The organism is Streptomyces europaeiscabiei (genome assembly GCF_036346855.1).
GTDB lineage: Bacteria > Actinomycetota > Actinomycetes > Streptomycetales > Streptomycetaceae > Streptomyces > Streptomyces europaeiscabiei.
In genome coordinates this window covers 2,261,574-2,283,784 of sequence record NZ_CP107841.1, presented here as the reverse complement: position 1 = coordinate 2,283,784, position 22,211 = coordinate 2,261,574, and the positions used below count along the sequence as shown (strand labels likewise).

Sequence of the window (22,211 nt, the reverse complement as noted above, 5' to 3'; positions counted from 1 at the left end):
TGAGTACTCCCTTCATACACTCACTGAGTACTCCCTCTCATACGCCCACTTCGGACCCTGGGGGGCCGTGATGGTCGAGGAGCTGGTGACGGCGGGGGTGGCCCTCGCATCCGTCGGCACGGTGTACGTGGTGTCGGCGGCACGGGTCGTGAAGCAGTACGAGCGGGGGGTGGTCTTCCGGCTCGGCCGGCTGAGGCCGGCGGTGCGCGGGCCCGGCTTCACGATGGTCGTGCCGTTCGTCGACCGGCTCCAGAAGGTCAACATGCAGATCGTGACGATGCCGGTGCCCGCGCAGGAGGGCATCACCCGGGACAACGTCACGGTCCGGGTGGACGCCGTCGTCTACTTCAAGGTGACTTCGGCGGCGGACGCGATCGTGCGGGTGGAGGACTACCGGTTCGCCGTCTCGCAGATGGCGCAGACCTCGCTCAGGTCCATCATCGGCAAGAGCGAGCTGGACGATCTGCTCGCCGACCGGGAGAAGCTCAACCAGGGGCTGGAGCTGATGATCGACAGCCCGGCGGTGGAGTGGGGCGTCACCATCGACCGGGTGGAGATCAAGGACGTGTCGCTGCCCGAGACCATGAAGCGGTCCATGGCCCGTCAGGCCGAGGCCGACCGGGAGCGCCGGGCCCGCATCATCAACGCCGACGCCGAGCTGCAGGCCTCCAAGAAGCTCGCGGAAGCAGCCCAGCAGATGTCCGACCAGCCCGCCGCGCTCCAACTGCGGCTGCTGCAGACCGTGGTGGCGGTGGCGGCGGAGAAGAACTCCACGCTCGTCCTGCCGTTCCCGGTGGAGCTGCTGCGGTTCCTGGAGCGGGCCCAGCCGGTGGCGCCGCCGGTTCCGGGGGTATCGAACCCTCCGTCGGACGGTGCGCCGTCGTCGAATGGTGCGCCGCCGTCGAATGGTGCGCCTCCGCCGCACGGTGCGCCGTAGCCGGTGAGTCGTCTGCGGGTGGGTGGGGCTTCTCGCGCAGTTCCCCGCGCCCCTGAGAAGCAGGGGCTGCGCCCCGTGCTTCTCGCCCTGAAAGGGCCGTAGGCCTTCAGGGGCGTGCCCCTGGAGGAGGGGGCGGGCGGAGGCGGCGGGGGCGAGGAAACCGATGCGGAAGCAACTCCCGCCCCACGGGACCCGTTTGAAATCGGACCTCCATAGGGAGATTTTCGGACAGGACTAGACCTCACCCGTTGCACAGAAGGCCGTTGCTTCCTGTGTTTGCACTGTGAATTCTCGTGACCGCGAGGTGGGGCGTTACCGGACGGTAATGACATAGGGGGCGTGCGCCCTCGTTGCGTGCTCGGCCTGAAGTCGACCTTGTGTGCCCCCTGTGCGCCTAGGAATAGTTGGCGCCGCACAGTTGGCATGGACGCGGCGTTTTCTGTCGTCTGTCGCCTCCTTGCCCGCACGACTTCCGGCCGGGACGGGCCCCCACGCCCTTCTCGGCCAACCCCCCACAGGAGGACGAGAGTTGAAGCACCGACGCATACCCAGGCGCCGTGCCGTCGTGACAGGTGCGGGCATCGCCGCACTGGTCGCCGCGGGAGTGACCTTCCAGACTGCGAACGCGAGCGAGACCGCGCCGACCCCCGAGCCGAAAGCCCTCTCCATCACGGCGGCCGGAAAGCTCGCCCTGAGCCTCGACACGGACCTCGGCGCCGACGCCGCGGGAACGTATTACGACGCGAAGAGCAAGCTCCTCGTCGTGAACGTGCTCGACGAGACCGCCGCCGAGACCGTCGAGGCGGCCGGCGCCAAGGCCCGCATCGTCGAGAACTCCCTCGCCGAGCTGAAGAGCGCCCGGACGACCCTCAAGACGGACGCCACCATCCCCGGCACCGCCTGGGCCACCGACCCGACCACCAACAAGGTCGTCGTCACCGCGGACCGCACCGTCTCCAAGGCCGAACTGGCGAGATTGACGAAGGTCGTGGACGGCCTCGGGGCCAAGGCCGAACTCAAGCGCACCAAGGGCGAGTACAAGCCCTTCGTCGCGGGCGGCGACGCCATCACCGGCGGCAGCGGCCGCTGCTCCCTCGGCTTCAACGTGGTCAAGGGCGGCGAGCCGTTCTTCCTGACGGCCGGTCACTGCACCGAGGGCATCTCCACGTGGTCGGCCGGCGGCCGGGTCATCGGCGAGAACGAGGACTCCAGCTTCCCGGGCGACGACTACGGCCTGGTCAAGTACACCGCGGACGTCGACCACCCCAGCGAGGTCAACCTCTACGACGGTTCTACCCAGGCGATCTCCGGGGCCGCCGAGGCGACCGTCGGTATGAAGGTCACCCGCAGCGGCTCGACCACCCAGGTCCACAGCGGCACGGTCACCGGCCTCGACGCCACCGTGAACTACGGCAACGGCGACATCGTCAACGGCCTCGTCCAGACCGACGTCTGCGCCGAGCCCGGCGACAGCGGCGGCTCGCTCTTCTCCGGCGACAAGGCCATCGGCCTCACCTCCGGCGGCAGCGGCGACTGCACCTCGGGCGGCGAGACCTTCTTCCAGCCCGTCACCGAGGCGCTGTCGGCGACCGGTACGCAGATCGGCTGATCGGTAGATCGGCTGAGGTTCGAAGTCCTGGAAGGCCTGGGAGTCGGAAGCCGAGGTTCACGCCCCGGAAGACTCAGGCTCAGGCTCAGGCTCCGAAGGTCGGCGCTCCGGCTTCTTCTTCAGGGCCGCCATCACCACGGTGATGGCGGCCCCCGCCACTGCCCAGGCGGAGAGCACCAACAGCGGGCCGGTGACGTCGTTGCCCTCGAAGTACGCGATCGAGCGGGCCACCCACACGCCCGCGCCCGGTGGCAGTGCCGGGCCGATCGCCGCCCAGAACGGAGGCAGCAGCGGTGGCGGCAGCGCGCCGCCCGCGCTCGGGTTGCCCGCGATCACCACCAGCAGGACGGCCACCCCGATGCCGGCGATACCGAAGACGCACTGCAGCGCCAGCGTGGCCGCGCCCACCGCGAAGACGACCAGCGCCCCCAGCCCCCACAGCGCCGCCACACTCCCGGGCAGGGCACCCAGGACCGGCCCGGCGATGACCGCGCCGCCGAGCCCGCCGACGATCGCGAACAGTGCCAGGGCGGCCAGCCGGATCACCCCGCGCCGGATGTTGGTGGGCCGTGCCCCCGCGCTCATCGCCAGCGCCGACGCGCACAGATAGCCGCCCACGCACCAGCCCACGACCAGATAGAAGGACGTGAGCCCGTTGGCGTCCCCGATGTCGGCCGGGGCCACGTCCACCGTTCGCAGCGTGCGGCCCTCGGATTTCTCCAACGTGGTGATCAGTACGACCAGTGCGTTCGCGAGGGTGCGGCCGCCACCGGAGGTGACCAGCAGGGTGTCGGTGGTGCCCGCCGGGTCGATCAGCAGGGCGCCGTCGATCTCCCGGTCCATGATCCGCTCGCGCGCCGCCGCCCGGTCGGCCACCGTGCGTGGATCCAGCGGCTCGCCCGGCAGCCGCTCCAGCCTGGTCACCGCCTGCTCGGCCGCCGCGGCCCGCGGCGCGACCACACCGAAGGGCACGTCCCTGAGCTTCGGACTGTGCAGCGCCCCCACGTACGAGGCGATGAAGAGCAGTTGCAGGGCGAGCACCCCGATGACGAGCAGGGTGGCCCGCGGGGTGACCCCGTCCTTGAGCTCGTCGACGAAGGATCTGGGGGTGGGATCGGCCGTCTGTGTCATGTCCCCACGGTCCGGGGCGGGCGGCGTTTGTGCAGGTGGGATGGGGCCGAATGGTCCTCGCGCACAAGTTCGAGAAGTGGTCTGCGGGGGAGGCGGGAAGGTCTTGAATTGATGTTCGAGTCGAAGGACTGATCGGCCTGGTGGCTGATCGGGTCGAGTGGTCGATCGGGTGGGTGAGCGATCGGGTCGAGTGGCCGATCGGGGCGAGTGGTCGAACGGGCACGGGAGGTGGGGGTGCCGGGGTTCGCGCATCTGTCGACTTAAAATGGATAGGTCAATCCGATTGCTAGACTGGCGGGCATGGCTCCTGGTTCCCCGCACTCGGACGACCCCGCCGCCCAGCCGCTGCGCAGCGACGCCGAACGCAACCGGGAGCGGATCGTCGCTGCCGCGCGCAGGCTCTTCGCCCGCGACGGACTGAACGCCTCCATGGCGTCCGTGGCCCGCGAGGCAGGTGTCGGCATCGCCACCATGTTCCGCCGCTTCCCCACCAAGGAAGAGCTCGTCGCCGCCGTCTTCGCCGACCGCATGGACGCCTACGCCGACGTGGTCGCCACCGCCCTCGACGACCCCGACCCCTGGCACGGTTTCGTCGGCTACATCGAGACCGCCTGCGCGATGCAGGCCGCAGACTACGGCTTCGCCGACGTGCTGACCACGTCCTTCCCCACCGCCAAGGCCATGGAGGGGCGCCGCAACGAGGCACTGGAGGGCATGTTGCGGCTCATCGACCGGGCCAAGGCCGCGGGTCGGCTGCGCGAGGACTTCGACTCCTCGGACATCGTGCTGCTTCACATGGCCAACGCCGGTGTCGTCAACGCCACCGGTGGCGCTGCCCCCGACGCCTGGCGCCGCGTCGTCGCGCTGTTCATCCAGTCCTTGGAGGCCCCGGTCCGCGGCCCCCTGCCCCCCTCGCCCCCGCACGACGACCTCCACAAGGCCATGCTCCGTGCCAGTCCCGCCGACCTCACCACGCCCGAATCGGACGCGACCAGCTGACCCCCGGCCGGTCCCGCCATGCCGGGGCGCAGCGCGGCGCCGACGTGCCCGGAAAGGGCGGCCAAGGCAGCACGTCGCGCAGGATGCGGCGCACGCAGATCAGCGGCGCGGAGAGCTCGGCAACGCTGTTGGCGTGCGACGCAGGTGCGCATCGCACGCCAACAGGGTTGCTGCTCTCATCGCTTCGCGCCGGTGCTCTCGGCCGTCGCGTCGGCGTGTTCGTCCTCGCCGTGGGCGATCCGCCGGAGGGGGACGGCGACGACGGCGCGTTGCCGTCCGCCGGGTTGTCGGCTAAGCGCTTTGGTCAATCGCCCCCTGTGGGCCGGCGCCGACCGCCGCTCTTCGCCCTTGTCGGTGTCAGCCGCTGATGTCAGCCGACGTATGCCGTCTTGACCAAGCGCGACGGCCGGGACGGAGCTACTCGGGTGCGCTCACAGGCACCGGGTCCTTGAAGTTCTTGAACGTCACGACGTTGCGCGCCGATTTGCCGGACATCTCCAGCCACTGCTCAAAGCGCACGACTCGGCCGGATTCGTTGACCCACACGTCGCAGGCGAACTCCTTGGTACCCGTGGCACGCATCCTGTCGTACAGCCGACGGTCCACCGTCCGGAGCTGCTCCTGGGTGAGGCTCCCCGACAGCCGGTACGCCGGGACTCCGTCTGTCTCCTCTTGACCCTTTCGGGCCTTCGGCCCGAGGTCCAAGAGCAGCTGTGCGTAAGCACCGTAGTCAGCTATGCCCGCGCTTGAGGGGTCCAGTCCCGTACGCTGCCACTCCCCAGCTGCTCCGTCGTCATCAAGTGTCCGGGTGTAGGTGGCGTCCTCCAGCAGGATCGTCTCCGCGTTGAACGCTTGATCCTCCGGGACGCTGTCGGAGGTCGTCAAGGTCAGTTTGCCCGTAGGGCCTGATCCGTTGAAGTTCATCCGACCGGTCATGACGACCGTCAGGGTGGAGCCCGTATAGGTCTCCGTCCTGATCTCAGCCGAGTAGGGCGCTGGATCGGCGTTCTTGAGCGCCGCCTCGACTTCGAACGAACTATCGGACCCCGGCGTGGCCGATGCTCCGCTCTTCGACGTCGGTGCGGATGCTTTCTCGGCCTCCCCGGCGCCACACCCGGTGATCAGGACGACGGCCGCGATACCGGCCGCGACGGTGGCCAAGTGGCGCATGACAGGAGACCTCCTCAGTGTGGCTGACAGGCCGCTGAGTCTGTCATGGGCACAACCTGAAGCACTCCACCTTTTCTCAACCCACCACCCTCCCCAGCTCCCATCCCGTCTGCCGTCGACCCCCACACCGTGGCGCGGGCGGCGTGGTTCAGGGCCTCAAGGTGGAACGCGCCACTGTACGAACGACATTGACGCCCTGGGCCGCGACTGCTCGGCTCTGCCTGGGTCGACGGCAGACGGAATGGGAGCTGGTTACGAGGCGACCCCCGCGCCAGCCACCACGGCCGCCACTCGCGTACCGGGCCCCTGCCATCTCGGAGCCTGAGCGCCCCCGCCGGAGGCTTGTTCGCAGCGTGGCTGCTCTGCACGGTGATCAGCCCATGGCCCTCGGCTGCCCTGTCCACCTGTGGGCGCGCGTAGGCGTCGGCGGCGCCGAGCGGGCCGAAGGCAGGAGCGCGGGCGCGGCCAGAGCCGGGCGCGCGGTGATGCACTGAGGTCCTATCGCGCGGTCGGCTGACAGCCGGTCTCGGTGGACTGGTCGTGCAGATATCGGGACCGTTCCAGAGGGGTGAGAGTTGTGCCGACGGCCCCGCAGATGTTGCGGATCGCGCGGGCCGGGTCGGGCAGGTTGACCTTCCACAGAGCGACGGAGCTGCCTGTGCCGATGGCCAGGGTCCGTCCGTCCGGGCTGAACGCCACTGGTGCGAGCGAGCGGGTCGGCAGGGTGATTCTGATCCGGCTGGTGGCGAGGTCCCACAACTGGACTCCTCTTGCGCTGCTGGCGACCAGGGTGCGTCCATCAGGGCTGAAAGCCAGCGACGCCACCTCACCGCTGACACTGAAGCTGTCGTGGAACTGACCGGTGCGCGCATCCCATGTCTTCACGACTCCGTTGCTGCGGCGTGCGGTGGCCAGAGTGCGCCCGTCCGGGCTGAACGCGAGGGACAGCGGGCCCCGGTTGCTCGGGTTGATGGTGCGCTGTGTGCGGCCGGTTGCGGCGTCGAACAGTGTGACCTGTTCGCCATCGGCCTCGATGGTCACGACGGCAAGTGTGCGGCCGTCCGGGGTGAACGCCAACGTTCTGACGGATCGGCCGTGGCCGGGGCGGACGGTGTGCAGTGCGCCGGTTGAAAGGTGCCAGATCCGCACCGACCCCTTCCCGTCGGCGATGGCGAGTCGTGTTCCGTCGGGGCTGAAGACCGTTTCGATGGCGCCCAGCACACGGCTTCTGTGAAGGCGGCCCGTGACCACATCCCGGACCTCGACCACCCCGTTCTTGACGGCCCTGGCGGCCAGCGCGCGCCCGGTCGGGCTGAACCGCACAGCCCCGAGGCGCCAAACTGGCAGCTGCTTTCCTCGGAGTGCCGGGTCGCTGTCGAGCGCCAGTGCGGCTTCGCGATCGCCGGTCCTGGCATCCCAGAGCCGTACCGACCCACGGCCGGGCGGCCCTTGGTGAACCGTGGCCACCGTGCGTCCGTCCGCACTGAAAGCCGTGTCGGTGGGATATGTGCCGGCATGGCCTCGCAGAGTGGTCTGCGGGTGATCAGCAGTTGGGCGGTGGACGCGGATGGTGGGGTCCGAGTTGTTGCTGGTGACCAGGGTGCGGCCGTCCGCGCTGAGGGCCACTTTCATGGCCCCGCGTCTGTGGTGACCGGCGGTCACGGTGGCCCGCGCCGTGCCGGAGGCGGTGTCCCACAGGCGCACAGTGTCCCCACGGCCAGGGATGGCGAGGGTCTGCCCGTCCGGGGCGAAGGCCACCTCGTTCAACCCGGCGGGACCGTCCGCGAAGGTGCGTCGGACGATTCCAGTGGCCGTCTCCCGCAGTTGTACCGAACCGTCGGTGCGGCCAACCGCGTATGTCCGGCCGTCAGAGCTGAAAACCACCACTCCGCCCTTGCTTCGACTGTCATGGGCGGACCGGGTGCGGCCGGTGGCCACCTCCCACACCCACACCCGCCCGTCGTTCACCGCCGCGACGGTACGTCCATCAGGGCTGAAGGCGACCGCCCGCGGGTCCGAGAGGCTGGTGAAACTGCGCTGCTTGCGGCCGGTGGCGACGTCCCACACCCGTACAGCACTTGCGGAAGAGACGGCCACAGCACGACCGTCAGGGCTGAAGACCATCCCGCGTACCGACCCGTCGGGGATGGTGAAGCTTCTGAGTTTCCTACCAACGACCGGATCCAACAGGGCTACCACCACGTCGGCGCCACGGACGGTAGTGACAGCGAGGGTGCGTCCGTCGGGGCTGAACGCCGCGGCCTCGCCGCTCTCGTAGCCGGTGAACGTGACCGTGTGCCGCAGCCGGCCTCCGGGCAGATCCCAGATCCGCACCTTCCCGTCTCCGCTCTGGGCGGCGAGGGTGTGGCCATCCGTGCTGAGGGCGATGGAAGTCACGGGTTCGGTGTCGCCGGTCAGGCGCTTGCGCAGCGGTAGCGCCGCGGCGGCATACAGGGCTGCGGCGGCTTCGCGGGTCGGGCTGGTCCGGTAGGCATGGACGGCTAGCAGTGAGGCGAGATCGGGTTCGGAGGCCAGCAGGGCACTGGACTGGGCGGCCAGTTGCCGGGACTGGGCCAGGCGCTGGGCGGTGGCCGCGCTCTGCCACTGCCCCACGGCGAGGCCGGCGGCGACGAGGGCGAGGCACAGGGCGGCGGTGACCGCGGTGAGCACCAGCCGGTACCTTCGACGGCCCTTTCGCTCATGGTCGCGGCTGGCGTGGAGGAAGGCGTGCTCCAAGTCGGTCAGGTCCTCGCGCGATGCGCCGCCGAAGTGTTCCTGGGCGGCGGCGAGTCGGCTTCCCCGGCTCAAAGCGCCCTGCTCGCGGCCGAGTTCCTGCCAGGCGTGTGCCGCTTCGGTCAGATTCCGGTGCACACGCAGGCGTTCGCGGTCTTCCTCGATCCACCCGCGCAGCCGGGGCCAGGCCGTGATCAGGGCCTCGTGGGCCATCTCGACCGTATCGCCGTCCAGGGTGAGCAGCCGCGCCCCGGCGAGTGCTTCCATCACCTGGGCGGTGTCAGCCCGGCCGGTGCCGGGCAGTTCCGCGCGTTCGACGGGACGGCGGGTGTCGGGGGTGCCGTCACCGGGGGCGACCAGACGCAGCAACACCCGGCGGGCGGCAGCCGCCTGGCCCTCGGTGAACCGTCCGTAGACCATCTCGGCGGTCTTGGCGATCGCGCCGTCCAGGCGTCCGGCCGCCTCGTACCCCTCCATGGTCAGTGTCTTGCCGCGGCGGCGGCGCCAGGTCTCCAGCAACGCGTGGGACAGCAGCGGCAGCCCGCCCGGCGCCTCGGCGACCTCCTCGACCAGCCGGGCGGTGAGGGCGCGTTCCACGGTCAGTCCGGCGGCCGTGGCCGGCTTGACCACGGCGGCGCGCAGTTCCGCCTGGCTCATCGCTCCGGCCAGGAGGTTGGCATCGCGCAGTGCGTCGGCCAGGTCGCGGTGCTCGGCGCAGCGGCCGTAGAAGTCGCCGCGCACCGCCAACAGCACCCGCAGGCGGCTCTCGGGCTGCCGGGCTGTCAGCAACAGATCGATGAAGTGAGCGCGCTCGGCTGCATCGTGGCAGAGGGTGAAGACCTCCTCGAACTGGTCCACGATCACGAACGTGTCCGCTCCGATGCTGCCGTCGCGGGGAATCGCGGGCGTGAGGAGGGACGCGTGGCTGCGGGCAGGGCGTTCGCCCGGTGTCAGGATCCGGATCGCGGCCGGGCGCAAGTCCGGCTCCTGAGTCCGCCGGAGGACGGGTATCAGGCCGGCCCGCAGCAGGGAGGACTTGCCGCTGCCGGAGGGGCCGAAGAGCGCGGCGAACCGCCGACTGCGCAGCAGGTCGACCAGGTCGCCGGTGAGCTGTTCCCGGCCGAAGAACAGTGCGCTGTCCCCGGTCTCGAACCGTGCAAGACCTCGGTACGGCGTGAGTGAGCCGTCGTCGTCCCGAGAGCCGTCACCGACGGACTCCTCCAGCGCCTCCTTCCACCAGGCCTCCCATTCCGCCAGGTCTCCACCGCACGCCTCCACATAGGCCAGGGTCACCGGCAGCGTCGGCAACTGCTCGCCGGCCGCCGCCTGCGACAGCGTGGTCACCGAGTAGCCCGCCCGCTGGGCCAGCGACCGGTAGGTGATCCCGTCCGCCTCCGCCCGCAGCTTGCGTAACTCGAACGCAAACCGCTGCACCGGACCCGCCGCCGGATCCACCGGCACTTCACGACGACCCGCCACACCCTCACCCCTCCAACTGCCCCTGCATCAGACCGGCAGCCAACCCGTGCACCTCTATGACACCCGAGCGGCTCGCGCACCCCGTCATTGTTCGGCCGCCGGAACGGTACTTCCGAACAATGCTCCAGCCGCTGAACTCGGTGATGTGAGCGGCGCGGGGGACCGCTCCGCGGGTGCCCCTGCTGGTCGTCGGCGGCCAGTAGGGCGGCCTGTAAGCGCGCCAGCAGGATCGAAGGCTCGGCGATCCCCCGCCCCATACGGACCACGTCGGCACCGCCCCACGACACGCCCAACCAACACCTCACCGAAGAGGACTCTGTCTGCGCATGCAATCCCCGCCCTCCCTCCCCGCGTCACTGACACGCCCACTCTCCATCAGATCGCGATTACGAAAGGTCATCGCGATGGCCGGTTCGTCGCGGTTGGGCTGGCTGGACGCGTTGCGCGGCATCGCCGCACTCGTCGTGGTGTTCGACCACTCGTCCTACACCTTCATGGCGGACTTCCGGAGGGAGTTGATGCCGCAGTTCAACACCAGCCGCTACGGCATCATGGTGTTCTTCCTGGTAAGCGGCTACATCATCCCCGCGTCGCTGGAGCGCCGGGGCTGCATCCGCACGTTCTGGATCGGACGGATCTTCCGTGTGTACCCGCTGTGGGCGGCTGTCGTCACTGTGCTCCTCGCCGTCAACCTCTCAGGCATTGCGGAGATACCTGACTTCGGTCAGCAGAGCGCTGCCGCCGTCGCCGTCGCCCACGTCACCATGCTCCAGGAGCTACTGGGGACACCCAATCTCCTGCTCATCCTGTGGACGCTCTCCTACGAGATGTCCTTCTACCTGCTGGTCGTCGCTCTTTTCACGGTCCGCCTCCACCAGCAGTCCGCGGCGATCGCCGTCATCCTGGCCGTTCTCGCCGCTGCGAGCGTGACAGCAGGGGTAGCGCTGCCGCCCTCCGCCCTGTCCGGCCTGGTCGGCACCGGCCCGCTGATCGCGTTCGCCTCCATCGCGATGGGGGTCGCCATCTGCTGTGCGAGCGCCAGGTCATCCGTGCTCCGGAGGTTCGGGGGTGTGTTGGGCGGCGTGCAGGCGCTCGCCCTGGTTCTGTTCAACGGCACCGTCCCGCTGTGGGAGGGCCTGGTGATCCTCGCCGCAATGTTCCTCGGCACCGCCGTCTACCGCGCCGAGAACGGTCGGAACACCTGGCGCTGTACGGCTGGCACCGCCGTCATGGTGGTCGCCTGTGCCGTGGGGAGTGCGTACCGGTACGGCGACGGTGACCACTTCACACGGCGCGGCTGGATCGTCGCGTTCCTGCTGGCCGTACTCACCTTCGGCGCCGGACTGGCGTCGCGCCGCCGGCGCCTACCGCGGATGCTGACCGGACTGGGAGCGACCAGCTACTCGGTCTATATGGTGCACCCCGTGCTGCTGGCCGTGATCGACAGCACGATCAGCCGACGGCGGCAGGACAATCTCGTGCTCGAAGTGGCGTTCTTCACCGTGCTGCTACCTCTGTGCGTGCTGACCTACCGTTACATCGAAGCGCCGAGCCAGACCTGGGGCCGCAGATTGGCACACCGCGTGCAGCGACCGTGACAGGTAATCAGAACCGGCTCACGGTGACGCATCGACGAGATCACCGCGCCCAAGGGGCACCGACGCTCGGGGAGCCCACCCCGCCATCGGCACGAGGTCTGCTACGGACTGGACTTCTTCACCGAGATGCGGACGCTGCTGACACTCCAGCGCAGTGCCGCGTTCGCCCGACTGAACTCCTCCTCGGGCGAGCAGGCGATCAGCCCGTTCGGCACACTCGACGCGCTCCGGGTCGCCACGTCCGGGGGCGCGCCGAGCGTCGGCATGCCCGGTCGGCTCGGGATGCTCAAGGCGGGCCTGCCTGCCGACCTCATCGCCGTCGACACCGGGCGGTTGCACCTGCGCCCTCGTGGCGACGCGGTCGGCACCGTCGTCGACTTCTGCTCGAACAGCGACGTCGACGTCGTCTTCGTCAACGGCACGCTCCGGAAATGGGGCGAGGGAATCATCGGCACCGATGTCGCCCGGACGATCGCGGAGGCAGAGCGGTGCCGGGAGCGTGTTCTCGGCGCGGTGAACACTGCTCGACCGACCGCTGGGCGTGGGTACACAGGGCACGCGCCGGGCCTGCTCGCGCCCGGTCTCGGGGTGCGCCTCGGTGGCGAGTGACCGTGAGGGCGGGGCCTCGGCCTCACGCCGATGGCGGGACCACCCCGCCCTTCATGACGGTCGGGCCGAACTGGCGGACCTGAGGGAGGGTGGTGACCACGTGGGCCACGACGCGTTCACTGAGGCAGATGTGGCGATGGGGTACGTCACCGGGGAAGCGGACGAAGTCGCCGGCGGCCACGTCCACCGATTCGTTGAGCGGACCGGTGCGGAGCTTTCCAGTGATCACGTAGAGGTGATGCAGGGTGCCGGCACTGTGTGCGGGGATCGCCTCGGGGTCCCGGTCGCCCCGTTCCAGACGCAGGACGAGGGTGCGTACGTAGCCGGAGCCGTAGGTCTCGTCCAGGAGGCGCTCGGTCCAGTTCGCCGCTTCGGACCACTCGCCCTCGCTCTGCCGCTGGACGTAGACCGGAGTGCCCCACTCCGTCAGCAGGCGGCGCGCGGGCACGTCCAGCGCGGTCCCCAGCAGCGACAGGGTCTCCACGGTGGGATTGCCCACGCCCTGTTCGATCTTGGAGAGCGTCTGTTTCGACAGACCCGACCGGCGGGCCAGCTCGCCCAGGGACATCGCCCGCTCCAGCCGGAAGCGGCGCACGTTGCGGGCGACGAGCTCGTTCTCCCGGGCAAGGGTGTCACTTTTAATATGCATGCCGTCATTATTGACGAACGGGCGGCGGGCTCGCATCCTTGTCACGTAAAGCATGGCAGATGGTGCATTAAAAGTGACACCACTCCTCGAAGCCGAGGTGAACAACCATGACCGCAACCCTCGCCGGTTCCGCGCGTGACGACCGCGCCGCCGTCGACAAGGCCATCAGCCTCCTCGTCGCCCTCGGGGACAGGTCCAGCGGGGAATCCGGCGTCAGCGCACTCGCGCGACGGGCGCAGATGAGCAAGTCGACCGCGTACCGCGTCCTCGGCATGCTGGAGCGCAACGGTGTGGTGGAGCGCGTCGGGACCGACTACCGGCTCGGTGAGCGCCTGCACCATCTGGGAAAGGCCGTCTACGCGCCCGGCTCCGAGAGCATCCGCGACATGCTGCTGCCCTACCTGGCCGACCTGTACGAGGCGAGCCGGGAGACGGTGCACCTGGCGGTCCTGGACGGCCCGCACGTGGTGTATCTCGCCAAGCTCTACGGTCACCGGCCCGCGCCCGTGCCGTCCCGCATCGGTGGCCGGCTGCCGGCCTACGCGACGGCGGTCGGCAAGGTCCTGCTCGCCTACGACTACGAGGCCGCGGAGCGGGTGTTGGCGCAGCCTCTGCGTTCCTACAGCGCGAGCACGATCACCGATCCCGACGAGTTGTCCGCCGAGCTGGACGACATTCGCCGTACCGGTGTCGCCTTCGACAACGAGGAGTACCAGCTCGGACTGGCCTGCGTGGCGGTGCCGGTGCTGAACCGCGCCGGGCGAGCGGTCGCGGCCCTTTCGGTCGCCGGTCGGCTCGGCCAGATCGACACACGACGACTGAGCGTCCACGCCCGACGGGTCGCCGCCGCCGCCTCGCGGGCAGCGGCGAAGGGGCTGGCCCGTACCGCGTGACCCGTACCGCAGGAGGGGTGCCACCGCACGCGGTGGCACCCCTCCGCCGCGACCAGCCGCCGGTCAGGACACCGCCGGAGCGGCCCGCAGCAGATCCAGCGCGATGTCGACGATCATGTCCTCCTGCCCGCCGACCAGCCCGCGCCTGCCCACTTCCAGCAGGATGCCGCGTACGTCGATGCCGTACTGCCGGGAGGCCGCCTCGGCGTGCCGGAGGAAGCTGGAATAGACGCCGGCGAAGCCCAGGGTGAGCGTCTCGCGGTCGACCTGGACCGGACGGTCCTGCAGCGGTCGTACGAGATCGTCCGCCGCGTCCTGCAGGGCGAACAGGTCGCAGCCGTGCTTCCACTCGTTGAGGGTGGCGACGGCGACGAACGGTTCGATCGGGCAGTTGCCCGCCCCCGCGCCGTGTCCGGCGAGGGATGCGTCCACCCTGGTGACCCCCTCCTCGACGGCGACGACCGAGTTGGCCACTGCCAGGGAGAGGTTCTGGTGGGCGTGGATGCCGATCTGGGTCTCCGGCCGCAGCGCGTCGCGGTAGGCGCGGACGCGTTCACGGACACCGCCCATGGTGAGACGGCCTCCGGAGTCGGTGACGTACACGCAGTGGGCGCCGTAGGACTCCATCAGCCGTGCCTGCTCGGCCAGTTCCGGGGCCGGGGCCATGTGGCTGAGCATGAGGAAGCCGGAGACGTCCATGCCGAGGTCGCGGGCCGTGGCGATGTGCTGGGCGGAGACGTCGGCCTCGGTGCAGTGGGTGGCGATGCGGACCGAGCGCACTCCGAGCGTGTAGGCCTGCTTCAGTTCGGCGATGGTGCCGATGCCGGGGAGCAGGAGCGTGGTGAGCGTGGCCCGTTCGAGGACCGACGCGGCTGCTTCGATCCATTCCCAGTCCGTGTGGCTGCCGGCGCCGTAGTTGAGGGAGCCGCCGGCCAGGCCGTCGCCGTGGGCGACCTCGATGGCGTCCACGCCGGCCGTGTCCAGGGCGGCGACGATGCGCTGGACGTCGGCGGGGGCGATGCGGTGCCGTACGGCGTGCATGCCGTCCCGCAGGGTGACGTCCTGGATGTAGAGGCTGGTGGTCATGCGGATGCCCCCTGTCGTGAGTGCCGGGCGATGCGCTCGGCGGTGCGCAGGGCGGCCGAGGTCATGATGTCGAGGTTGCCCGCGTAGGCGGGGAGGTAGTGGGCGGCGCCCTCGACCTCCAGGAAGACCGAGACCTTGGTCGTCACCCGCGGCGCTTCGGCGGGCAGGAGGGTGTGGACCGGTTCGTCGGCCGGTACGGGCGTGAACTGGAGGTCCTGCTTGAGCCGGTAGCCGGGGACGTACTGGGCGACCTCGTCCACCATGGCGGTCACGGAGGCGCGGATGGCGTCGTGATCGGCGTCGCCGATGAGGCAGAACACCGTGTCCCGCATGATCAGCGGGGGCTCGGCGGGGTTGAGGACGATGATCGCCTTGCCGCGCTTGGCACCGCCGACGGTCTCGATCGCCGCGGAGGTGGTCTCGGTGAACTCGTCGATGTTGGCGCGGGTACCGGGCCCGGCCGACTTCGACGCGATGGAGGCGACGATCTCCGCGTACGGGACGGGGGTCGTACGTGCGACGGCGTGGACGATCGGGATGGTGGCCTGCCCTCCGCAGGTGACCATGTTGACGTCGGCGGCGTCCAGGTTGTCGTCGAGGTTGACCGCCGGGACGACGAAGGGGCCGACAGCCGCGGGGGTGAGGTCGACGAGCCGTTTGCCGAAGGGGGCGAGCCGGTCCGCGTTGGCGATGTGGGCCTTGGCCGAGGTGGCGTCGAAGACGATGTCGATCTCGTCGAATCCGTCCATGCGGATCAGGCCGTCGACGCCTTCATGGGTGGTGGGCACCTTCAGTCGGCGGGCCCGGGCGAGTCCGTCGGAGGCCGGGTCGATGCCGACCATCGCCGCCATCTCCAGTGTCTCCGAGAGACGGAGCACCTTGATCATCAGGTCGGTGCCGATGTTGCCGGAACCGATCACGGCCACTTTCGTCTTCTTCGAGGCGGTCATGACGGCTCCTTGTCGGTGAACGCGGCGGTGACAGTGCCCAGGGTGGAGATCTCCGCGAGGACGGTGACGCCTGGGGCGACGCTGACCATGGGGCCGAGCGCGCCGGAGAGGACGACCTGGCCGGCCCGCAGGGGGTCGCCGTAGGCGCGCGCCGTACGGGCCAGCCACAGCAGGGCGTTCAGGGGATCGCCGAGACACGCGGTGCCGGTGCCCTCGGAGACGAGGACATCGTCCACGTACATCCGCATGGTCGTCTCACGGGGCTCGAACGCCTTGAGCGGGAGACGGGATTCGCCGAGGACGTACAGGCCGCTGGAGGCGTTGTCGGCGACCGTGTCCGTGATGGTGATGTCCCAGTCGGCGACCCGGCTGTCCACGATCTCCAGGGCGGGCATCGCGCAGGCGACCGCGGCGCGGACGGCGGCCAGGTCGAGATCGTCCCCGTCCAGGTCGGTGGCGAGGAGGAAGGCGATCTCCGCCTCGACTTTCGGCTGGAGCAGCCGTGTGGTGGGCACTTCGGCGAGGGCGGAGACGTCCATGTCGGAGAACAGCACGCCGAAGTCCGGCTGGTCGACGCCGAGTTGCTTCTGCACGGCCGGCGAGGTCAGGCCGATCTTCCGGCCGGTGCGGACGGCCCCGTCGGCCAGTCGGCGGGCGGTGAGACGGCGTTGGACCTCGTAGGCAGCGTCGATGTCGCCGGTGCCCAGCAGATCGCGGACCGGGGCGCAGGGTTCCCGCTCGACCGCTGCGGTCGTCAGCCTGTCCGTCGCGAGGGTGATGGCTCGTTCGCGTTCGGTCATCGGTTCGGTTCCTGTTCTGCGGTGGCCACGGCGAAGCCCGCGATCCATTCGGGGATGGGTGCGTAGAAGCGGGAGGTCGTGCGGTACGAGCCGGTCGCCGCAAGGGATGCGAAGGCCGCGATCCAGGTGCGGACCTCGTGGGCCGAGCCACCGCCCTCGGCGCCCATCCACTCCACGGTCCAGGCGTCCACGTCGGCGAGCCGGCCGCTCTCCAGGGTGTCCAGGACGAGGTTGTCCCAGGCGGGGTTGATGGGCACCATGCGGGTCGAGCCGGCGGCGTACTCGCGGCCCGCCCGGATCACCCGCTCCTCGCCCCGGGCCCGTTGCTCGGGTGTGGGCGAGTGCCCCTCGATGAGGGCGTCGGCGACCCGGGGCGGGGCGCCGTCGAGCACGGGGACGGGCGGGTCGTGGGAGAGCCCGCCGGAGCCGAGGAACAGCACACGGCGGTCCAGTAGGGCGGCCGCTTCGCCGATCGCGGTCCCGAGTGCCCGGATGCGGCTGACCGGGCCGAGCGGGGTGGCCACACCGTTCACGAACACCGGTACGACCGGCACCTTGTCGATGCCGCCGAAGAGGACTTCCAGCGGCTGGACGAAGCCGTGGTCGACGGTCATCCGGGCCGAGACGGTCAGGTCGACTCCCCGGTCGAGAACCCCGCGGGCCAGGGCGCGGGCGGCGTCGGTGTCGACGGAGAGGGGTCCGGCGGCGGAGCCGAAGTCGCCGACGGCGTTCGCCTCGGTGGCCAGGCAGAACGGAGGCATCTCCTTGTAGAAGAAGCCGTTGTAGTGGTCCGGGGCATACAGGACGACCAGGTCGGGGTCGAAGGCGCGGACGAAGGAGCGAGCCGCCTCGACGGCGTCCTCGACGGCCGACAGGACGTCCGGGGCCGGGTCGTTCTTGCCGATGAGGGGAGAGTGGGACAGTCCGACGGCGGCGGCGGTCATCGCGGGGCTCCTTGCTCGTGCGGGGCGGGCGGATGGATGACGAGCTTGCCGGTGAGCCGCCCGTCGATCATGAGCTGGAAGCCCTTGTGGATCTCGTCCAGCGGCAGCGTGCGGTCGACGACCGGGCGCAGGCCGGTGGCGTCCATGAGCTTCAGCAGCGAGACCAGTTCGCTGCGGGTGCAGCCGGTCGAGCCGAGGAGGCGCTGCTGGAGATAGAAGATCCGGCCGAGGTCGGCGGGTGGGTTCGTCCCGCTGGTGGCTCCGGCGACGACGATCGTGCCGCCGGGACGCAGCGACTTCATGGAGTGCGACCAGGTGGCCTCACCGACCGTCTCGATCACGACGTCCACGCGCTCGGGCAGCCGTTCGCCGGTGGGTACGGCCTTGCGCGCGCCCCAGGATTCGGCCTGCCGTCGCTTGTCCTCGCTGCGGCTGGTGGCGTACACGACGGCGCCCGCGGCCACGGCCAGCTTGATCGCGGCCGACGCGACGCCGCCCCCGGCCCCCTGAACGAGGACCCGGTCGCCCGCGCGGATTCCCGCCCGGGTGAAGAGCATGCGGTACGCGGTGCCCCAGGCGACCGGCAGACAGGCCGCCTCGTCGAAGGTGAGCCAGGACGGCTTGGGGATCAGGTTGCGGGTGGGGACGGCGAGGTATTCGGCGAACGCCCCGTGGTGCTGCTCCGACAGCAGAGCACGCCCGGGGTCCAGCGTCTCGTCGCCGAGGCCGGCGTCCGGGTCGGCGATCACCGGGTGGACGAGCACCTCGTTGCCGTTCTCGTCATAGCCGGCCGCGTCGCAGCCGAGGACGATGGGCAGCCGCTCGGGCGGGTGACCGACGCCGCGCAGGGTCCACAGGTCGTGCATGTTGAGGGACGAGGAGACCACACGGACGGTCGACCAGCCGGGGAGGGGCTCAGGCTTGAGGATTTCCCCGAGGACGAGCCCCGACAGCGGATCGGTCGCGCTCTGGGAGATGGCGATGGCAGCAAGCATGCGTTCACGCTCCCCCGCGCCCGCCGCCTGCCGACAGCGCGTGTGCCGCCGTACGGAACGACGGATGGCACCCGGCCACGGCGCTGCTGTTGCCTGGGCTCATGACCTCGACGATCGAACCTCAGGGCGCGGCCACGGCGGCCCCGCGCGGGGCGCTGCGGCGTCCGGCGGACCTGGCGCGGAACATCGACGTATCCGGGCTCGTCGACGCTGAGGGCGGGCTGCTGGATCGCGTCATCTTCACCGACGAGGAGCTGTACCGCCAGGAGCTGCGTCGCGTCTTCGCGCCGAGCTGGCTGTTCCTCGCGCACACCGACCAGTTCCACAAGCCCGGCGACTTCTTCACGACGTACATGGGCGAGGACCCGGTCATCGTGACGCTGGACCGTGACCGGCGTATCCGCGCCTACCTCAATTCCTGCCGGCACCGGGGTGCCCGCGTCTGCCGCGCCGACTTCGGCACCACCCGCAACTTCACCTGCACCTACCACGGCTGGTCGTACAACCTGGACGGTTCGCTGGTCAGCGTGCCCAACAAGGACGGCTACCCAAAGTCCTTCGAGACGGGGCAGTGGGGTCTTGTCGAGGTGCCGCACGTGCAGACGTACCGCGGGCTGGTCTTCGGCACCTGGGATCCGGATCCCGTCACGCTGCGGGAGTCGCTCGGCGACATGGCCTGGTACATGGACGCGATGCTCGACCACGACGACCAGGGGACGATCGTCGTCGGCGGAGTCCACAAGTGGGTCCTGGAAGGCAACTGGAAGCTGGCCGCCGAACAGTTCGCCACCGACTGGTACCACGTCAACATGAGCCACGCCTCGGCGCTCATGGTCCTCTCGCCGTCCGGCAGGAAGCCCAAGGACGAGGTCGTGCACCGCACCGGCCGCCAGTACGTGGACCCGAACGGGCACGGCGCCGGCTTCCCGGTCCATCCCAAGAACCGCTTCGACGCCCAGACCGTGCACGAGTGGACGGACTACGACGCGCTGCGGGAGCGGCTCGGCGAGGCCCGCGTCGAGGGACCGCTGACCAACGGACACGCCACCGTCTTCCCCAACTTCTCCTATCTGCCGGTCAACGGATCCATCCGGGTCTGGCACCCCAAGGGCCCCGACCGCATGGAGGTGTGGGCCTGGACCATCGTCGACAAGTCCATGCCCGAAGAGGTCCGCGAGGCCCAACGCCTGTACAACCTGCGGACGTTCGGACCCAGCGGGATCTTCGAGCAGGACGACGGTGAGAACTGGAGCGAGGTGCAGGCCATCTCGCACGGGTTCATCACAGGCGGCGTCGCTCTCAACTACCAGATGGGCATGGGCAGCGAACGCGAGGACGGCCGCCACCCCGGCAGGACCAGCGAGCTCTACAGCGACGCCGCCGGCCGGGCCTTCTACGCACGCTGGCGCGAACTGATGAACACGCCCGCCTGGCACGAGGAGCACCACGCATGAGCAACGGCAGCGGTATTCGAGTAGCGGCCCTGGCCGACATCCCCCAGGGCGAGGGCATCGCCATCGACAAGGCGGTCACCGGCACCGCCGACGACATCGCCCTGCTGCGCGACACCGACGACAGTGTCTACGCGCTCGACGACACCTGTACGCACGAGGACGCCTCGCTTGCCGATGGCTGGGTGGAGGGTGGATTCGTCGAATGCCCTCTGCACTCCAGCAAGTTCTGTCTGAAGAACGGCGAGGTCCAGGGCCTGCCCGCGACGAGGAACGCCTGCCCGCACCGCGTCGAGGTCCGTGACGGCGAGGTCTACCTCTTCCCGGGAGAGTCGCCGTGACCGAGCGTGTCGTCATCGTGGGCGGCGGCATCGCCGGCGTGAGCACCGCCGCCTCGCTGCGAGCGGGCGGCTTCGACGGTGATGTCACCCTCGTCGATTCGGGGGACTTCCCCTACGACCGTCCTCCGCTGTCGAAGGACTTCCTGACCGGCACGAAGGACGTCGAGGAGATCGCCCTCCAGCCTTCCCGGTGGTACGACGACCAGCGGGTACGGCTGATCAACCGGACGACGGTGACCGCGCTGAGGCCGGGGGACGGCGCCGTCGAGCTCGGCGACGGACACCTGCTGCGCGCCGACCGTGTCGTGCTCGCGACGGGCGGTGCCGCCGCCCGCCTCCCGATTTTGGGGATCGGTGGCGAGCGCGTGCATGTCCTGCGTACGGCGGACGACGCCGACCGGTTGCGCCCGGCTCTCGCTCCCGGTGCCAGAGTGCTGGTCGTCGGCGCCGGACTGATCGGTGCCGAGGTCGCCTCCACCGCCGTACGTCTCGGTTGCGAGGTCGTCCTCGTCGACCCGGTCGCCGTGCCGCTGGCCGCCGCGCTCGGCCCGGAGTTGGCTGCCTGGCTGCACGCACTGCACACCCGCCACCGGGTCACAGCCGTACAGGCCGCCGTGGAGTCCTTCGTCGACCGGCCCGAGGGCGTCGAGGTCCGGCTCGGCGGAGTCACGCGGCTCCACGACGCGGTGGTGCTCGGCGTCGGCATGGTGCCGTGCACCGAGCTGGCGCGGGCGGCCGGGCTGGAGGTGGACCGCGGCATCCTCGTCGACGAGCGTCACGTCACCTCGAATCCGGCGGTGCTCGCCGTCGGCGACCCTGCCCGAATGCGCCAAGTGCCCCGCACCGAGCACTGGGAAGCAGCCCAGCACGACGGTGCCAGGGCAGCGGCGACCCTCCTCGGCGCCCCGGAACCGGCGCCTGCCGCGCCCTGGTTCTGGACGGACCGGCACGGACTCCACATCGAGGCCGTCGGGCACATGGAGGCAGCCGCGCAGACCGTCCTCAGAGGCTCCTACGACGACCCGTCCTTCTCCGTCTTCGGTCTGAGGGACGGGCTGGTCGTCGCGGCCGCCTCGGTCGACGACCCGGCCGCCGTCAGAGCCGCTCGCCGGCTGATCGACCGCCGTGTCCACGTCGCCGCCGACCGGCTGGCCGACCCGGCCGTGAACCTGCGCGGTCTGCTGCGCGGCTGATGTACCGCCAGGCGGCACAGGCCATATCACCCGGGTCCGAGAAAGGATCGAATGACACCGTGAGCACAGGCACCGAGCAGATCCGGTCACGCGCGGGGGCACGCGCCGACCGAGACACCCACTTCGAGGTCGAGCAGTTCTACTACGAGGAGGCCGCCCTCCTCGACGACGGCCGCTACGCCGACTGGCTCGACCTGCTCGCCGACGACCTCGACTACTGGATGCCCACCCGCAGCAACCGGCTGCGCCGGCAGCAGGCGCTGTCCGTGGCCGCGCGGGGCGAGGCGGCCTTCTACGACGAGAGCAAGGAGAGCCTCGCCTGGCGCATCCGCCGCTTCGACTCCGGGATGGCCTGGGCCGAGGACCCGCCCTCCCGGACCCGGCATCTGATCACCAACGTGATGGTCAGCCACATCGACCCCGCCGAGCACGACGGATTCACCGAGGACGACCTGTGGGTGCGCTCGGCTTTCCTCGTCTACCGCAACCGGCTGGAGCGGGAGGAGAACGTCTTCGCAGGCGGCCGCACGGACGTCCTGCGACGCGTCGAGCACGGCGGACTTCGGGTGGCCCGCCGGAGCATCCTCCTGGACCAGAACATCCTCCAGGCGAAGAACCTCTCGACCTTTTTCTGATGGGACACC

The 22,211-nt window shown here is 70.0% G+C and carries 20 protein-coding genes; 10 read left to right on the top strand and 10 right to left on the bottom strand.

What is annotated here, in order from left to right:
• Positions 1-70 precede the first annotated feature (70 nt).
• Together OG858_RS09800 and OG858_RS09795 are read left to right on the top strand one after the other, a co-directional pair.
• Positions 71-937, top strand: a complete 867-nt coding sequence (locus tag OG858_RS09800) for a slipin family protein (RefSeq protein WP_328545350.1) — start codon at positions 71-73, stop codon at positions 935-937.
• Positions 938-1,466: 529 nt separating this feature from the next.
• Complete coding sequence (locus tag OG858_RS09795) at positions 1,467-2,546, top strand: S1 family peptidase (RefSeq protein ID WP_086746234.1); 1,080 nt, start codon at positions 1,467-1,469, stop codon at positions 2,544-2,546.
• Between the two features lie 57 nt (positions 2,547-2,603).
• On the opposite strand, the gene OG858_RS09790 is transcribed toward OG858_RS09795, so the two are convergent.
• A complete protein-coding gene (locus OG858_RS09790; protein ID WP_086746235.1) occupies positions 2,604-3,677 on the bottom strand; it encodes a DUF3533 domain-containing protein in 1,074 nt (357 codons plus the stop codon).
• A gap of 300 nt (positions 3,678-3,977) precedes the next feature.
• Here OG858_RS09790 and OG858_RS09785 point away from each other — a divergent pair, with 300 nt between their 5' ends.
• Positions 3,978-4,676: a TetR/AcrR family transcriptional regulator gene (locus OG858_RS09785; RefSeq protein WP_086746236.1), complete on the top strand. Its 699-nt coding sequence runs from the start codon at positions 3,978-3,980 to the stop codon at positions 4,674-4,676.
• A 176-nt stretch (positions 4,677-4,852) separates the two neighbouring features.
• Here the strand turns inward: OG858_RS09785 and OG858_RS09780 are convergent, their stop codons facing one another.
• The 3 genes from OG858_RS09780 to OG858_RS09770 all read right to left on the bottom strand — a co-directional run bounded on the left by OG858_RS09780 (position 4,853) and on the right by OG858_RS09770 (position 10,058).
• Positions 4,853-4,984 (bottom strand): hypothetical protein, encoded by a 132-nt coding sequence (locus OG858_RS09780; protein ID WP_319067122.1) that lies wholly within the window; start codon positions 4,982-4,984, stop codon positions 4,853-4,855.
• A gap of 109 nt (positions 4,985-5,093) precedes the next feature.
• Positions 5,094-5,846: a LolA-like protein gene (locus OG858_RS09775; RefSeq protein ID WP_256960132.1), complete on the bottom strand. Its 753-nt coding sequence runs from the start codon at positions 5,844-5,846 to the stop codon at positions 5,094-5,096.
• Between the two features lie 498 nt (positions 5,847-6,344).
• Positions 6,345-10,058, bottom strand: coding sequence for an nSTAND1 domain-containing NTPase (locus OG858_RS09770; RefSeq protein WP_328544985.1), 3,714 nt, complete (start codon positions 10,056-10,058; stop codon positions 6,345-6,347).
• Positions 10,059-10,462: 404 nt separating this feature from the next.
• On the opposite strand from OG858_RS09770, the gene OG858_RS09765 reads away from it, so the two are divergent.
• Both OG858_RS09765 and OG858_RS09760 read left to right on the top strand, forming a co-directional pair.
• Positions 10,463-11,656, top strand: a complete 1,194-nt coding sequence (locus OG858_RS09765) for an acyltransferase family protein (RefSeq protein ID WP_327723778.1) — start codon at positions 10,463-10,465, stop codon at positions 11,654-11,656.
• A gap of 30 nt (positions 11,657-11,686) precedes the next feature.
• On the top strand, positions 11,687-12,265 hold the full coding sequence (locus OG858_RS09760; RefSeq protein WP_330346587.1) for an amidohydrolase family protein: 579 nt from the start codon (positions 11,687-11,689) through the stop codon (positions 12,263-12,265).
• Positions 12,266-12,287: 22 nt separating this feature from the next.
• On the opposite strand, the gene OG858_RS09755 is transcribed toward OG858_RS09760, so the two are convergent.
• Complete coding sequence (locus OG858_RS09755) at positions 12,288-12,950, bottom strand: helix-turn-helix domain-containing protein (protein WP_319067303.1); 663 nt, start codon at positions 12,948-12,950, stop codon at positions 12,288-12,290.
• Between the two features lie 71 nt (positions 12,951-13,021).
• Between OG858_RS09755 and OG858_RS09750 the strand changes: the two genes are divergently transcribed.
• Positions 13,022-13,807, top strand: coding sequence for an IclR family transcriptional regulator (locus tag OG858_RS09750; RefSeq protein WP_328544986.1), 786 nt, complete (start codon positions 13,022-13,024; stop codon positions 13,805-13,807).
• A 63-nt stretch (positions 13,808-13,870) separates the two neighbouring features.
• Here the strand turns inward: OG858_RS09750 and dmpG are convergent, their stop codons facing one another.
• The 5 genes from dmpG to OG858_RS09725 are packed head-to-tail and all read right to left on the bottom strand — an operon-like array spanning position 13,871 to position 18,582.
• Entirely contained in the window at positions 13,871-14,893 is a 1,023-nt protein-coding gene (gene dmpG / locus OG858_RS09745) for a 4-hydroxy-2-oxovalerate aldolase (RefSeq protein ID WP_328544987.1), read from the bottom strand.
• Entirely contained in the window at positions 14,890-15,843 is a 954-nt protein-coding gene (locus OG858_RS09740) for an acetaldehyde dehydrogenase (acetylating) (protein ID WP_086746243.1), read from the bottom strand. Before OG858_RS09740 ends, dmpG begins: the two co-directional genes overlap by 4 nt.
• Positions 15,840-16,643 carry a 2-keto-4-pentenoate hydratase gene (locus OG858_RS09735; RefSeq protein ID WP_319318281.1) on the bottom strand — a complete coding sequence of 268 codons (804 nt, stop codon included), beginning with the start codon at positions 16,641-16,643 and terminating at the stop codon, positions 15,840-15,842. The genes OG858_RS09740 and OG858_RS09735 overlap by 4 nt, the downstream gene beginning before the upstream one ends.
• On the bottom strand, positions 16,640-17,587 hold the full coding sequence (locus tag OG858_RS09730; protein ID WP_319318284.1) for a 3-carboxyethylcatechol 2,3-dioxygenase: 948 nt from the start codon (positions 17,585-17,587) through the stop codon (positions 16,640-16,642). The genes OG858_RS09735 and OG858_RS09730 overlap by 4 nt, the downstream gene beginning before the upstream one ends.
• Positions 17,584-18,582, bottom strand: a complete 999-nt coding sequence (locus tag OG858_RS09725; RefSeq protein ID WP_086746246.1) for a zinc-binding dehydrogenase — start codon at positions 18,580-18,582, stop codon at positions 17,584-17,586. Before OG858_RS09725 ends, OG858_RS09730 begins: the two co-directional genes overlap by 4 nt.
• Before the next feature lie 101 nt (positions 18,583-18,683).
• Between OG858_RS09725 and OG858_RS09720 the strand changes: the two genes are divergently transcribed.
• Genes OG858_RS09720 through OG858_RS09705 form a run of 4 tightly spaced genes read left to right on the top strand, consistent with a single transcriptional unit; the run spans position 18,684 to position 22,202 of the window.
• Positions 18,684-20,036 (top strand): aromatic ring-hydroxylating dioxygenase subunit alpha, encoded by a 1,353-nt coding sequence (locus OG858_RS09720; RefSeq protein WP_327743611.1) that lies wholly within the window; start codon positions 18,684-18,686, stop codon positions 20,034-20,036.
• Entirely contained in the window at positions 20,033-20,374 is a 342-nt protein-coding gene (locus tag OG858_RS09715; RefSeq protein ID WP_086746248.1) for a non-heme iron oxygenase ferredoxin subunit, read from the top strand. Before OG858_RS09720 ends, OG858_RS09715 begins: the two co-directional genes overlap by 4 nt.
• Entirely contained in the window at positions 20,371-21,567 is a 1,197-nt protein-coding gene (locus OG858_RS09710; protein WP_328544988.1) for an NAD(P)/FAD-dependent oxidoreductase, read from the top strand. Before OG858_RS09715 ends, OG858_RS09710 begins: the two co-directional genes overlap by 4 nt.
• 59 nt (positions 21,568-21,626) lie before the next feature.
• Positions 21,627-22,202: a 3-phenylpropionate/cinnamic acid dioxygenase subunit beta gene (locus OG858_RS09705; protein WP_256960137.1), complete on the top strand. Its 576-nt coding sequence runs from the start codon at positions 21,627-21,629 to the stop codon at positions 22,200-22,202.
• Positions 22,203-22,211 lie beyond the last annotated feature (9 nt).